11 protein-coding genes are annotated in these 14399 nt (G+C 63.0%); 2 read left to right on the top strand and 9 right to left on the bottom strand.

Annotated features, from left to right (window positions below; translation table 11 throughout):
- Positions 1–58: 58 nt before the first annotated feature.
- The 3 genes from surE to AC1DVH_RS18715 all read right to left on the bottom strand — a co-directional run bounded on the left by surE (position 59) and on the right by AC1DVH_RS18715 (position 4036).
- Positions 59–1036: a 5'/3'-nucleotidase SurE gene (gene surE / locus AC1DVH_RS18725; protein WP_477755064.1), complete on the bottom strand. Its 978-nt coding sequence runs from the start codon at positions 1034–1036 to the stop codon at positions 59–61.
- A gap of 79 nt (positions 1037–1115) precedes the next feature.
- A complete protein-coding gene (locus AC1DVH_RS18720; protein WP_477755063.1) occupies positions 1116–2495 on the bottom strand; it encodes a DUF1329 domain-containing protein in 1380 nt (459 codons plus the stop codon).
- 23 nt (positions 2496–2518) lie between these two features.
- The gene (locus tag AC1DVH_RS18715; RefSeq protein WP_477755062.1) at positions 2519–4036 is read right to left on the bottom strand and encodes a DUF1302 domain-containing protein; all 1518 of its coding nucleotides are present in this window, start codon (positions 4034–4036) and stop codon (positions 2519–2521) included.
- A 430-nt stretch (positions 4037–4466) separates the two neighbouring features.
- Between AC1DVH_RS18715 and AC1DVH_RS18710 the strand changes: the two genes are divergently transcribed.
- Together AC1DVH_RS18710 and AC1DVH_RS18705 are read left to right on the top strand one after the other, a co-directional pair.
- The gene (locus AC1DVH_RS18710; RefSeq protein WP_477755061.1) at positions 4467–6209 is read left to right on the top strand and encodes an FAD-binding protein; all 1743 of its coding nucleotides are present in this window, start codon (positions 4467–4469) and stop codon (positions 6207–6209) included.
- A complete protein-coding gene (locus AC1DVH_RS18705; protein WP_477755060.1) occupies positions 6206–7084 on the top strand; it encodes an SDR family NAD(P)-dependent oxidoreductase in 879 nt (292 codons plus the stop codon). Before AC1DVH_RS18710 ends, AC1DVH_RS18705 begins: the two co-directional genes overlap by 4 nt.
- Positions 7085–7342: 258 nt before the next feature.
- Here the strand turns inward: AC1DVH_RS18705 and AC1DVH_RS18700 are convergent, their stop codons facing one another.
- The 6 genes from AC1DVH_RS18700 to AC1DVH_RS18675 all read right to left on the bottom strand — a co-directional run bounded on the left by AC1DVH_RS18700 (position 7343) and on the right by AC1DVH_RS18675 (position 14032).
- Positions 7343–8923, bottom strand: coding sequence for a FadD3 family acyl-CoA ligase (locus AC1DVH_RS18700; protein ID WP_477755059.1), 1581 nt, complete (start codon positions 8921–8923; stop codon positions 7343–7345).
- A 72-nt stretch (positions 8924–8995) separates the two neighbouring features.
- Complete coding sequence (locus tag AC1DVH_RS18695) at positions 8996–9742, bottom strand: SDR family NAD(P)-dependent oxidoreductase (RefSeq protein ID WP_477755058.1); 747 nt, start codon at positions 9740–9742, stop codon at positions 8996–8998.
- A gap of 246 nt (positions 9743–9988) precedes the next feature.
- Positions 9989–11071: a 2Fe-2S iron-sulfur cluster-binding protein gene (locus AC1DVH_RS18690; RefSeq protein WP_477755057.1), complete on the bottom strand. Its 1083-nt coding sequence runs from the start codon at positions 11069–11071 to the stop codon at positions 9989–9991.
- Between the two features lie 13 nt (positions 11072–11084).
- Positions 11085–11840: a glucose 1-dehydrogenase gene (locus AC1DVH_RS18685; RefSeq protein WP_150759511.1), complete on the bottom strand. Its 756-nt coding sequence runs from the start codon at positions 11838–11840 to the stop codon at positions 11085–11087.
- Entirely contained in the window at positions 11828–13507 is a 1680-nt protein-coding gene (locus AC1DVH_RS18680) for an FAD-binding protein (protein ID WP_477755056.1), read from the bottom strand. Before AC1DVH_RS18680 ends, AC1DVH_RS18685 begins: the two co-directional genes overlap by 13 nt.
- A gap of 9 nt (positions 13508–13516) precedes the next feature.
- Entirely contained in the window at positions 13517–14032 is a 516-nt protein-coding gene (locus AC1DVH_RS18675; protein ID WP_477755055.1) for a flavin reductase family protein, read from the bottom strand.
- Positions 14033–14399 lie beyond the last annotated feature (367 nt).

The raw sequence follows: 14399 nt of genomic DNA, 5'->3' as shown, positions 1-14399 counted from the left end.
CATCGCGAGCAAGCTCGCTCCCACAATGGTTTTGTGATTAACACCGTTCCGCGCTGGATTAAGGCTTGATCCCGCGCAACATCTTCTTCGTCTGGTCCTGCACCGCCTCCGGCGCTGTCATGTTGCCGTCGATCACGGTGATCACCGCGTGGCCTTGCCATAGTTGATAGGCATCGGCCTTTTGCTGGACTTCGGTCGGTGTCGACGGCGGGGCCAGGTTGACGTGGACTACGCCGTCGGCGCCTCGCTGCRAGGTGAAGTTCACGCGATCCCAGTTGCCGATCGGCGCAAAGCTCACGCCTTTGACTTCATCGGGTTTCAGGGCCGGGTAGTTGAGGTTCAGGCCGCTGACACCCGGCAGGCCGAGTACGTTCAAATCACACTGATGTTTGTTCCTGGCGCAGGCCTGTCTGGCTTCTGTACCGGCCAGGCTCGCCTGTTCGATGACCTTCACGGCAAAGCGCGCCGTGTCGTCCATGGCGTCGAGGGTCTTGCGGTAGCCGGCCTGTTGGTCGCGGATGATCAGGTCCATGTCGATGCCCGTGGACACCGCCACCGCCGGAATCCCCTTGAACATCGCGCGCACGGCCGCGTTCAGGGTGCCGGACATCTGCGTCAGCGGGCCGACGTTTTCGCCGAAGTTGCTGCCCGACACCACCAGGTCTGGCGGCGAATCCTTGAGGATCACGTCGAGGCCGACGTTGACTGCATCCACCGGCGTGCCGATGGCGGAGGTTTTGCCGGCAGGTGCCGTGTAGCCCTCCGGTGGCCCGACGCAAAACTTGCCCGGCGCCAGTTCGGTCACCGCCAGGGCCTGGCCAGGCACGACCACGCTGGCCGCGCTGATGCCACTGCTGTCGTTCAACGGCCCGACCAGCGTGACCTTGTGCCCGGCGACAGTCAGGGCGCGGTACATCGCATCGATGCCGGGTGCGCGGCAGCCATCGTCGTTGGTCAGCAAAATGTTCAGGGCGTTGGCTTGCATCGACAGGCCAACGCTGGCCATGGCGATGATGCCGGCAAGGAGTTTGTTCATGGGGGAGTCTTCCGTGGGAGGAGCGGATTTGACAGAGCATGACGCCCCGACCAAATGAATCGGTCGGAGCGTCAGGGGTTTAGCGGGTGCCGAGTTGGCGCAGATTGCCAGGGGTGAATTCGTCTTCGGTGAAGGCGGTGGCATTGAGCTTGGCCGGTTTCTGATCGACCAGCATGCGGTCAACCAGGTAGGACCCGGCGATCAGGTCGTGGTAGATGCCGAGGCGAGCGTGGTAGCGCTGCATCTCGTAGGCGTAGATCGAAGTCTGCATGTTGGTGCGCCACAACTGGCCACGGCTGTCGTAGTTGTCGGCCAGGGTCGCGGACCAGCTGTCCTCGTCCAGGTACAGCACGCGCTTGGCGTACACGTGGCGGGCACCTTCCTTGAGGTCGGCCTGCAACACCCAGACGCGGTGCTTCTCGTAGCGCATGTACTGCGGATCGATGTGACCGGTGGTGGCCAGGATCTGGTCGGCCGTTACGCTTGGATCGTCGATCTTGTAGTTGTGGTACGGAATGTAGATCTCTTTCTTACCGACGATGGTCCAGTTGTAGCGGTCCGGTGCACCGTTGAACAAACGGTCTTCGTCGTACACGCGAAAACCTCCCGCACCTGTCGGCGAGTCGTAGCCCACGGTCGGCGCGCGACGTACCCGGCGTTGACCCGGGCTGTACTGCCAGGCCTGGCGGGGGGAGGAGGTCGGGTTGATGAATTCGTGACCGACCACGATCTCGCCTTTCTTGCGCACCGGTTCCAGGGTGGTGATCAGGAAGTTGGTGAGCACACCGTTGGCCGTCTCCAGGGATTTGTCCGGACTGGACCAGATCGAGAAGATCTTGTAGTTGACCTCTTCGAGCACCTTTTCCTTGTTGGCGTACACCACCGCCTGGCCGTAGTTGGCCTCTTCAGTGTTGGCGCGCGACTGCAAGGTATGGTTGAACATCAACTCGCTGCCGTTCTTCGGGATCGGGAACGGCGAGGCACCCCAGGCGTTTTTCGTGTCGTTGTTGTCATTGTCGAGTTCGGCAGTGACGGCGTTTTTCTTGATCAGGTCTTCCATGCGCTGATCGAGGCGGAAGTCGCGGTGGCTCGGGTACACCGGGATCTTGAAGGTATCAGGGTAACGCTTGAGCAACGCTTTCTGGCCATCGGTCAGGTTGCCTGCGTACTTGTCCATGTTCTTCGAATCGATCACGAACAGTGGTTTTTCCGCGGCGTACGGGTCCGGGTACGGCGTACCGGGGCCGGCGTACTTGAGACCCGGTGGCAGACCGCGCCATTTGCCGGACCAGGCCGGGATGCTGCCGTCGGCGTTGCCGGCTTTTTCGGCGCCCATCGGGGTCAGGTCCTGGCCCAGACGGGCGGCTTCCTCGGGGCTGACCTTGGCGTAGGCCAGGCCACTGCCGAGCAGGCCGACGGTCAGCGCGGTGCTCAATAATGTTTGGGTGAATCTGGACATGCTGTGCTCCTCCGACAGGGGAATCAGAACCGGTACTTGAAGTTGAGCGCGACGTTGTCGCGGTCGGCCAACGGGCTGTTGTTGGCGTTGCCGAGGTAGGCGTTGTAGCGGGCCTCGACGGTGAAGTTGCCCAGGTAGCGCCACGAACTGCCGATGCTGGCGCGGTTATCGTTCTGGCCGGCGTTGATCGAGCCGACCATCGAGCTGTCGCCGTGGGCGGCGGCGCTGAAGGTGACAGGCACCGACATGTCCCATCCGCTGAACACGTTGTTGTAGTCAAAGTTCGCCTGCACCGTGTAGCCCCAGGCATCGCGGTCATAGACCAGGCTGTCGGTTCCCGGCAGCGCGAAGCCAGGGGCCAGGGTCACTGGCTGCGACTTGTCGTTGCTGACCACGGTGTTGTAGACCACTTCGCCGGTCAGGCTGGTGTTGTCGGCGAAGAAGGTCGGGCCGAGCACGTAGATCATCGACGTTTGCGCTTGCACGGTCTTGCCGCGCACGGGGCTGGAGAAACCGTTGTCGACCATTACCGGCGTACCGTCGCGGTAGCTGACTTCACCGGCCCAGCTGACGTCGCCCAGCACCGTGGCGAAACTCGCGCCGAACAGGTCGATGTTGTCGAAGTAGCGCACCTGATAGCGGCCCAGGGTCGATGCGAAGTCCAGCGACGGGGTCTTGTCGTGATAACGCGCGTAGTAGATGCCGAACTCGGTGTTGTTCAGCGACTCGGCGGCGTAGGTGAAGGCCAGACCGTACTGGCCGCTGTCGCTCGGTTTGTCGTCCTTGAGGCGGGTGACGAAACCGGAGGCGTCGTTGAAACCACCCTCATCGATGAAGTCGGTGGTGGAGAAGTAGCTACCCACGCCGAACAACTCGGTTTTCTCCCACTTGTATTGGTAGTAGGCCTGGATACCCAGGCTTTCGGTCAGGGCGAACTGGGTGAACAGTTGGCCGACCGGCAGCAGGATTTCCTTGACCTCGACGCCCGGAGTGGTCGCCTTGGTCGCGTCCACCGGGCTCTGGGCCGCGGAAATACCCGGGTAGAACAGGCTTTCACCCCAGCTCACCACCTGGTTACCCAGGCGCGCGTTGAGGGCGTGGCCGCTCACGTCCCAGGTGCCATAGGCGTAGTAATCGAGCATGCGCAATTCATTGCGATGCTGGTCGATGGTGTCCTGGGAGAAACGGTCGGGCTGGCTGCAATGGCCGCCGGCGAAGCAGTTCGAGGTACCGGTGGTGTTGTCGTTGTCCTGATCGTAGACGTTGTCATAGAAGCCCGTCGCCCGGACGAACACGCCGTAGTCGTCCTGCCACTTGATGTTGGCTTCGGTGAGAAAGCCGCTGCGGTTGTTGATCAGGCTGCCTTTGTCGAACGCGTTGTCGCCGTCGTTGCCGTTAGCGTTCGCGGTCAGTTTGTGATCGCGAGCCTCGGTCCGCCAGGCGAGGCTGTACGTCAGAGTGGTGTCCCAGTCGATGCTCAAGTCTTCGCTTGGCTGAAAGCTCATGGCGTTAACGTGAGCGCTCAATCCGCCAGCCAGCATCAATAGAACAAGCTGTGTGCGAGGGTGCTGTGTTGGTGGGGCGATTATTGTTTTTATCATGTCGTCCTCATGGCCCAGGTCAGACCTGCCCGACCTGCATTTCAGGGGGGATGATTGGTGCTGTGGGCGACTATGGAGTCGCGACTTGCGTGCAACATCGTCCAAGCGGACTAAGCGATTTGTACGGGAACGGCGGATTGCTGTAGGAGCTGCCGAAGGCTGCGATCTTTTGATCTGGCTCTTAAAAGATCGCAGCCTCGTTTCACTCGACAGCTCCTACAGGGGATCAGGTGCGCTCCGGTCTGTGGCTTAGTCCCATCGGACGATGAACGCCCGGCGCGCGCGGCGAACAATCCCGAGACCGACTGCACCGGGCGAAGATCCGGCGGAGGCGGTTTCTGCCTGATGGGCGCTGAACAAGGGTGATCGCATGAACGCTGCCGGGATCAAATGGGACGAGTGCTGTGATGTGTTGGTGATAGGCTCGGGAGCCGGGGGCATGACCGCTGCGCTGCGCGCTCATGACCTGGGGTTGAATGCGTTGCTGATCGAAAAGAGCGGCGAGTACGGCGGCACCTCGGCGGTGTCCGGTGGCGGCATCTGGATCCCCAACAACCACCGGATCAACGCCATCGGCGGCAGTGATTCGGCGGCCGAAGCGATTGCCTACATCCGCGCCGTGACCCGCGGCGAGATCGACGACGGGCGCATTGAAGCCTATGTCGAGCACGGCCGGGAGATGGTCGAGTACCTGGAAAAACACACCCGCGTGCGCTTCGAGGCGCAACCGCGCTACGCCGATTACTACCCGGAAGTCGAGGGCGGCAAACCGGGCTATCGTTCGATGGATCCGCAACCGTTCGATGCCGCTGAACTCGGCGAAGAATTTTTGCGCATGCGCGCTCCGTCCCCCGGCACCCTGATGATGGGGCGCATGGCTATGACCATGAAAGAGGCGCAAGTGTTGCTGTGCCGCGGCCCCGGCTGGTTACGCCTGACCCTGCGGGTGATGTGGCGCTACTGGCGTGATCGCGAGGGGCGGCGTTTGTCCCGTCGCGATCGTTTCCTGACCCTGGGCAATGCCTTGATCGGTGCCTTGCGCTGTTCGTTGCAGGATCGCGGCAAGTCGCTGTGGCTCGACTGTGCGCTGGAAGAACTGCTGCTGGTCGGCGACCGGGTCGGCGGGGCGCGGGTCAATCGCAACGGTCAGTTGCTCAACGTCAAGGCGCGCTACGGGGTGATCATCGCTGCCGGTGGTTTCGAGCGTAATCAGGCTATGCGTGAGCAGTACCTGCCGCAGCCGTCCCAGGCGAACTGGAGTGCCACGCCGCCGAACAATACCGGCGACGGCATTCGCGCCGGCCAGGCCATCGGCGCGCGGACCGCGTTGATGGAACACAGCTGGTGGGCGCCGACCACTTACGTCAAGGGCGAAGAAAAGCAGCGTGCGTTGTTTGTCGAGCGCACCTTGCCGGGGTGCGTGATGGTCAATGCGGCGGGGGAGCGTTTCGTAAACGAAGCTGCGCCCTACACCGATATCGTTTATGCGATGTACGCCAATAACCGCGAAGGTGCTGCGAGCGTGCCGTGCTGGATGGTGTTCGACGCCGAGTTCCGCCGCAAATATCCGTGCGGCGCCTTGCTGCCGGGCTATGCCCAGCGCGATTGGCAATTGCCCGAGCACCTGCGCGACTACTTCCACAAGGCGTCGAGCCTGGAAGAATTGGCGACGAAAATCGGCGTCGACGCGGGCGGGTTGGTGCGCACCGTGCAGCGTTTCAACGGCATGGCCGTGCTGGGTGTCGACGAGGATTTCCACAAGGGCGAATCGCTGTTCGATCGCTACTACGGCGACCCCAACGTGCAACCCAATCCGTGCCTGGCGCCGTTGCTCAAAGGGCCATTCTACGCCGTGCGCATCGACGCCGGAGACATCGGCACCAAGGGTGGCCTGCTGACCGACGTGCACGCCCGCGTGTTGCATGAAGACGGCGAACCGATCAACGGCCTGTACGCCATCGGCAACAGCGCCGCCTCGATGATGGGCCGCACCTATCCGGGCGCCGGTTCGACCATCGGCCCGGCCATGACCTTCGGTTACCTGGCGGCCAATCACATCAAGCGCCAGAGCGAAACCGCTGCGGCCAAGACCTTGTTCGGGAGTGTCGAATGAATCACCCACGTCAACAGATCGCTGTCGTTACCGGCGCCAGTCGCGGAGTGGGGCAGGGCATCGCCTTGGCCCTTGGGGCGGCCGGCATGACCGTGTACGTCACTGGCCGCGCCCCGACGCAGGGCGGATCGAATTTGTACGGGCATGCCTTGCGCGGTTCGCTGGAGGACACCGCCGCTGCGATTACTGCCGCCGGCGGACGCGGTATCGCGGTGGTCTGTGATCACGCCGATGATGCGCAAGTCGAGGCGTTGTTTGCGCAGGTCGAAAAGGAATGCGGGCATCTGGATTTGCTGGTGAATAACGTAGCGTTCATCCATGACCAGTTGATCGAACCGGGACCGTTCTGGGTGAAGCCGCTGGACCTGGTGCGCATTCTCGACGTCGGCCTGCGCTCGGCCTACATCGCCAGCTACTACGCGGCACCGCTGTTGCTGAAAAGTACTCAAGGCCTGATTTGCTTCACGTCGTCATTCGGCGCCGGGTGCTACATGCATGGCCCGGCGTACGGCGCGCAAAAGGCCGGCGTCGACAAGCTGGCGGCCGACATGGCGATCGATTTCGAAGGGCAGGGCGTGGCGGCGTTGTCGCTGTGGCTCGGCCCGCAACTGACCGAACGCACCAGGATTGCCGGCGAGCAGCATGGCGAGCAGTACCAGGCGTTTCTGGCCCACGCCGAAACCCCGCAATTCAACGGGCGGGTGATTCATGCCTTGCTCAATGACCCGCAGTTGATGGCGTTGACCGGGCAGACCCTGATCACCGCCGAAGTCGCGCCGGGTTATGGCATCAGCGAAGCCGAAGGCCGCCAGCCACCGTCCTATCGTGCCATGCTCGGCGACCCGCGCCAGCAGCATCCGGCGCGGGTGGTCTGACTCGGTAGCAGGTAAAACATAAAACCCTGTGGGAGCGAGCTTGCTCGCGATGACGGCAGAACATTCAACATCTATGTCGACTGACCTGACGCTATCGCGAGCAAGCTCGCTCCCACAGTTGATCTGTGTCGGACGCGAAGTCTGTGTACACCCTCGAACACTGTGGGAGCGAGCCTGCTCGCGATGAGGCCGGTACAGTCAGCATTGATGTCGACTGACACACCATCGCGAGCAGGCTCGCTCCTACAGGGTTTGCGTTTAGTCGGTTGGCTGCAGTGCCCACTCGCGCAACACATTCTTCGTCACTTTGCCCGCCGCATTGATCGGCATGCTCTGCAATACCTGCACCCGGCGCGGAACCTTGTAGTTGGCCATCTGCTCACGGCACCAGGCGAGGAACTGCGCCTGCTCGATTTCCATCCCGGGCGCGGGCAGCAGGAACGCCATCGCCACCTCACCCATGCGCTCATCGGGAATCCCGATCACCGCTGCCTGGGCCACGCCCGGATAGGTCAGCAGACACTGTTCGATCTCTGCCGGGTACACATTGAAGCCGCCGGTGATGAACATGTCCTTGAGGCGGTCGGTGATGCGCAGGTAACCCTGTTCGTCGAGCATGCCGATGTCGCCGGTGTGCAGCCAGCCGTCGGCATCGAGTATTTCCTGGCTGGCTTCAGGATTGTTGAGATAGCCCTGCATCAGGTTGTAGCCGCGAATCTGCACTTCACCGGGAATGTTCGCCGGCTGGCTGCGACCGTTGTTGCCGACACAGCGTACTTCTACCCCCGGCATCGCCCGGCCGCTGGTGTTGGCGACCAGTTCCGCAGAGTCGCCGGCGCGGCAGATCGTGGCGAAACCGCAGACCTCCGTCAGGCCATACGCGGTGACGATGGTGGCGAATCCGAGTTCGTCGCGCATGCGGTGGATCATCTCCACGGGGATTGCCGCCGCCCCGGTCACCGCCACGCGCAAGGAGCTCAGGTCGAATTCACTGCGTTGCGGATGGGCCAGCAACGACTGATACAACGTCGGCGGCCCGGGCAACACGCTGATGCGTTCGCGCTGCACGCATTCGAGCACGGCCTGCACGTCGAACACTTGCTGCGGCAGGAGGGTGCAGCCACGCATCAATGCGGCCAGCCAACCGGCCTTGTAGCCGAAGGAATGGAAGAACGGATTGACGATCAGGTAGCGATCGCTCTCGCGCAAGCCGACGATATCGCTCCAGTCGCGCACGATTCGCAGGTTCTGGCCGTGGCTGGTCATCACGCCTTTGGGCTTGCCGGTGGTACCCGAAGTGAACAGCACATCGGACAAGGCTTGCGGGCCGACGCTTTGCTCGCGGCTGCGCAAGGCCAGTTGCGGCACGTCGGCCGCCAGATCCATAAACCGCTCCCAAGCCAGGGTGCCCGAATTGGCGCCGCGCAGACTGACGATGTGACGCAGCTCAGGCAGGTCTTCCGACGCCAGCATGCCGGGGTAGTCCGCGCCGAGGAATTCACCGATGGCAAACAGCACGCAGGTGCCGCTTTCGCGCAGGATGTAGCCGACCTCGCTGCCCTTCATCCGGGTATTGAGCGGCACCAGGGCGGCGCCGACACACTGCAGGGCGCCGGCGGCGACGATCCACTCCCACACGTTGGGCGCCCAGATCGCCACGCGGTCCCCGACCTGTACGTCGAGGGCCAGCAGTGCGCGGGCAGCCTGGCGGCGCAGTTGGTCCAGTTGTCGGTAGCAGATGACGTGGCCCGCGTCCTCGATGGCCGGGCGGTCGCCGTAGGCCTGGGCAGCGTTGGCGAACAGTTGAGCGATGGTCAGTGCGGTGGCGACAGGCGGCATGGGGCCTCCCCGGTTAGAAGACAAGTACGAAAAAGGGAGTAGGCCGGGCAGGGCGCCCGGCCGGATTGCGAATTACTGGGCGGGTGGGGCGAAACGGCGACCGGCGGAAAAACCACCGTCCACGGCGATCATCTGGCCGCTGACGAAGGATGCTTCGTCCGAGGCCAGGAACAGCGCGACGTTAGCCACTTCTTCCGGCTGCCCGGAGCGGCTGAGCATGTGCTGCGAGGCGAAGAAGGCGTGGAACGCGTCATTGTCACGGACCATGCTGGTCATCGGCGTTTCGATCAGGCCCGGGCACAGACCGTTGACGCGAATGTTGGCGTAGCCGTAGTCGATGGCCATCGAGCGGGTCAGCTGGTTGATGCCGCCCTTGGATACGTTATAGGCCACGTTGCCATCGCAGCCTTGCAGGCCGAAGATCGAACCGACGTTGATGATCGAACCACCACGCTGCTCAACCATCGATTCCAGCGCGTATTTGCTGGTGAGCATGCTGCCGGTCAGGTTGATGTCCATCACCCGTTGCCAGGCAGCGGTAGTGGTCTGGGTCACGCTGCCCTGGTCGGCGACGCCGGCGGCGTTGACCAGTACGTCGATGCGCCCGAAGCGGCTGATGACTTCTTGCATGACCTGCTGCACCTGCGCTTCGTCGCGCACGTCCAGGGTCATGAACAGGCCGGGAAAGTCTGCCGGTGCGCTACCGATGTCCAGCCCGACCACTTGCGCGCCTTCGGCGGCGAAACGGCGCACGCAGGCCAGACCGATCCCCGAAGCACCGCCGGTGACCAMCGCAACCTTATTCTGCAAACGAGCCATAACTGCACCTCTTTTATTGTTGTGGGCTAATGCTGGGGCCGAGTCTAACTGCAGACCGGGCCCGAGTGATCGTCCGTTGAGACTAAGCAATAGATCCCCCGTCTGGCGCATTTCAACTGTAGGAGCGAGCCTGCTCGCGAAAAACGTCCGGGCACCGCGTTCATTCAGAAAGGGCGCATTATCGTTGACGTCCATCGTCGGAACGCCGCCCGGAGCCGGCTCGCTCCTACAGGGGGATGCGTATCTTCAATCCGGGAATTTCAGGCGTACCCGGGCACCCGTCGGTCGGCTCTGGCAGGCCAGTGTCCAGCCGTCGGCCAGTTCCTTGGGCGTCAGCACATCGTTGCGCGCCAACTGAACCTCACCTTCCTTGACCACGCACATGCAGGCCCCGCAAAAACCTTCTTCACAGGACGATGGCACGTCCAGGCCGGCCGCTTTGCAACTTTGCAGCAAGGTATCGCCGGGCTGGCAGGCGATTTCGTGTTGTTCGCCATCGAGCTCGACGATCAGCGCTTCGCACTGCGACCCCATCGCTGCCTCGCGGGCGAGGGCTTCTTCGGCCAACAGCTCGTCGGGGTCCGGTGGTGAGACGAAACGTTCGACATGAATGCGCTCCGCCGCTTCGCCCAGCGCCAGCAGCGTGCGCTCCACGGTGTCCATGAACGGTCCCGGCCCGCAGATGAAGTAGTCGCCGCCGGCTGATCCGCGCAGCAGATTACGGACCTGATGGTCCGTCAGGAAACCCTGCACCGAATCGAGGACGTGCACCACGTGCAGTTGATCAGGATGCGCCTTGATCAACTGGCACAGCTCGTCCTTGAAAATCACCGACGCTTCATCGCGGTTGGCGTAGATCAACTTGATCGGCCGCCGACTGCTGTGCAGCACCGATTTGAGAATGGAAAACACCGGGGTGATGCCCGAACCGCCCCCGAACAGGACCAGGGGCTTTTCGGTGTCCGCCTGCGGGTCCAGGCAGAAATGCCCGGCCGGTGGCAGCACTTCCAGCCAGTCGCCGACCTGCACTTCGTTCATCCAGTTCGACACCCGGCCACCGTCGACCCGTTTCACCGTGACCTTGGGCAGCGCGTCCGCGAGGGGCGAGCTGGCCATGGAATAGCAGCGGGTCAACAGTTTGCCGGCCAAGGGCACGCGAAAACTCAGGAACTGGCCCGGTTTGTAGCGAAAGCGCTCACGCAGGTTTGGCGGTATGTCCAGCACCAGCGAGCGCGCGTCAGCGGTCTCGTCGATCACCGCGCACACTTGCAATGAGACGCTTGCCGTCGTGTGTTCGGCCAGGGTCAGGTTCTGTTGTTGCGTGCCCATGTTCACCTCGGCCTCAGAGCCCGCTGATCAGTTGGGCGTTGTCGACGCGGATCTCGGCACCGTTGACGAACCGCGACTCGTCGGCGGCAAGGAACAGCACCACGTTGGCAATGTCCCGTGGCGCGGCCATGCGGTTCATCGGGTCCTGGTCCAGCGCTTCCTGCGGGATCGGCTGACCACCGGCGAGGGCCTGGGTCATCGGCGTGTTCACGCCATCCGGGTGCACGCTGTTGCAGCGGATGCGGTAGCCCTGCTGCTTGCAGTGCAAGGCAATGGAACGGGTCATCGCCGCCACCGCACCTTTGGACGCCGAGTAGGCGCAGAACATCGGCATGGCGCCTAATGCTGCGACCGACGACATGTTGATGATCGAACCACCACCGGTTTCCTTCATGGCCTGGATCGCGTACTTGCAGCCGAGGAAGTAGCCCTCGCCGTTGATCTTCTGCACTTTCTGCCACAGTTCCAGCGTGGTGTCTTCGATGCTGCCCAGCGCGAGGATCGCGGCGTTGTTGACCAGCACGTCGAGGCGGCCGAAGTGTTCGACGGTGGTCTTGACCACCTGTTGCCAATCGCTTTCGCTGGCGATGTCGTGGCGGATGAACAGCGCGTTGGCGCCGATTTCCGCAGCCACCTGGCGACCGGCCTCTTCATTGAGGTCGGTCAGTACCACTTTGGCGCCTTCGCGGGCCAGCAGCAGGGCGTCTTCGCGACCGATGCCGCTGGCGGCGCCGGTGATGATGCAGACTTTGCCTTCTACACGTTGCATTGTTGTTCTCCTGATCGTGCGGTTTGAAGTGCGAATTGGTCGGCCACGTGGGCGGCTGCCCGGCGACCGGAATAAATGCAGTCGGCCAGGGACAGGCCGGAGACATACAGGTTGGAGGCGACCCCGACCGCATTGCGRCCGGCGCTGTAGAGACCGTTTATTGGCTGGCCGGCGTGGTCCAGCACCCGACCGCTGTCCTCGCAGACCTTCAGCCCGCCCAGGGTGATGACCGGGCAGGGGAAGAGTTTGCTGTCGAAAGACAAGTCGAGGGCGTACCACGGGCCTTGGTCGAGGTCGGTGAGCATGGTGGCGGATTTGCCGAACTCGTCGGCGACCTCACCGCGTGCTGCGCGGGAATAGCGTTCGACACTTTGGCGCAGCAGTTCGGGCGGCAGGTTGCAGCGTTTGGCCAAGCCGGCGAGGCTGTTGCTGCGCTTGGCGTTGAACAGCAGATTGAGCAGCACCGGCAGACGCTGGAAATTCCAGACTTTGCCGGGGCCGACCTGGCTGAGTGCTTCTCGAACCAGCGCCCGATTGAGTATCAGAATGGCGCGGCCATCCTGTTCTTCGACCATGGCGTGGCCGAGGGTCGCGCCGTAGATTTCTTCGTTGGCATAACGCTGTCCGCGAGCATTGACGATCAGCCCGCGAGCCCAGGCCAGTGGCGGGTTGATGAAACGCCAGGCGCTGACCTTGTCCATCCGCGCCACGCTGCCGCCAGCACTTTGGCCAAGGGCGATGCCGCTGCCGTTGCAACCGGTGGCGCCCAGCGGCAGACCGGCCAGGTACTGCGGCGCGTGTTGGCGCACCAGATCGCGATTGAAGATAAAACCGCCGCTGCTCAGCAACACCGCCTGTTCGGCGCGAATCAATTGCCGAATGGCGCTGGTCTGTTCGATGCGACGCTGACGGGCGCGCAAGCGGTCGGCCAACGCCGGAGCGTACATATGAATGGCGGCGGCCCAGCGTGACAGACGCGCATGTTGTTCGGCGGCGCGGCTACCCGACGGCAATTGCCAGGCTTCGACACCGAGGACCTTGTCGTCGAGGTCGAGCACCAGTCGCCGCACTTCGCACTGGCTGCGCAGGCGCGCGCCGTGACGCAAGGCGCTGGCCTTGAGCGGGGCGAACAGGCTGGCGCCGGACATGCCCGGGCCTTTGGTGCGGTGTCCACGGGGCGTCGGCTTGGCGCTGGCGGCATAGGCCGGCACGGCTTCGTTGCCGGAGTAATAGAGGTAGTACTGGTCACTCGGGTACGAGGTTTTGTGCGGCGGGACGCTTGCCTCGAACGCCGCGCCTTGACGCTCCAGCCAGGCCAGTTGCTCGCGGCTGCCTTCACAGAACGCCCGCAATGTCTCGTGGCTGACGGCCTCGCCGACTTCTTGACGCAGGTAATTGAACATGGCTTCGCTGGTGTCTTCATAGCCAGCCTGATGCTGATACGGCGTACCGCCGCCGGCATAGACCACGCCACCGCTCAGCGCCGTGGCGCCGCCGCCTTCGAAGCGATCCAGTGCGAGCACCGACAGGCCGCGAGTGCTGGCTTCGATGGCGGCACAGGCGCCGGCTCCGCCAAACCCGACGATCAGCAAATCGCAACGGTCATCCCATGGCAACTGGTCGGCGCTGTTCACTCGCAACGCCGTCAACCCGTTCACGCCGTCCATGTCCAGGCCTCAGCCGGCTACAGCGAAGGAAGGAGAGGGTTTGGCGGTGGTGGTGTAGCTGCCGTCGAGGTAGACCAGCGGGGTGATGGCGTCAGTGGTGTGTATCTGCAGGATGCGCCCGATGAATACGGTGTGGGTGCCGTAGCTGAAGTGGCCGTCCTGGCGGCAGAGGATCGCCGACTGYGCGTCACCCAGGTAAGGAATGCCGCCSGGGCTGGTCAGCCAGTTGCCMCGGTCGAAGCGYGCTTCGCCCTTGATSGCGCCGCTGCACAGGTTGGCCAGGTCTTGTTGTTCKACGCCGAGGATGTTGACGCAGAAGTCGGCGCCGGTCGCCAGTGCRGCGTGGGGCGAGGCGGTCTTGTTGACGCAGATGAGCAGCGATGGCGGCTCGGTGCTCAGCGAGTCGACCGCGGTGGCGGCCATGGCGAAGCGTTCGGAGCCGTTGCTGGTGCTGATAATGGTGACTGACTTGGCCAGGCGGCGCATGGCCTGGAGCATGTCGGCTTTGAGATTGACGTCGTTCATCGCACTGGGCCTTTTTGTTGGTTGGGGAGTGCGATGGATTCTTGCTCTGACGTCCAGTCGTCACATCGTCCGAGGGGACTAGGCCTTGGCGGCCTCTGGGCCGACCAGGCTCTTGGTTGATGGAGTACATATCCGTTGCTGCGGTAACGGCCRCTTATGGTTCCGCTCTTACAGCGGGTCACTTTTGGCAAACGCCCCAAAAGTAACCAAAAGGTCTCGCCCCTTACGTACGGCCCCTCGCTTAGGCTCGGCGTTCCTTCGCTCCGGTATTCATCCGGGGGCATTGCCCTCCGGTCGGCTGCGCTTCGACCTACATGCTTCATCCGGGGGCATTGCCCTCCGGTCGGCTGCGCTTCGACCTACATGC

The sequence above is a fragment of the Pseudomonas sp. P4_C3 genome (genome assembly GCF_056402075.1).
The sequence above is the reverse complement of the archived record's forward strand: the minus strand, read 5'-3'. Positions and strand labels throughout refer to the sequence as shown.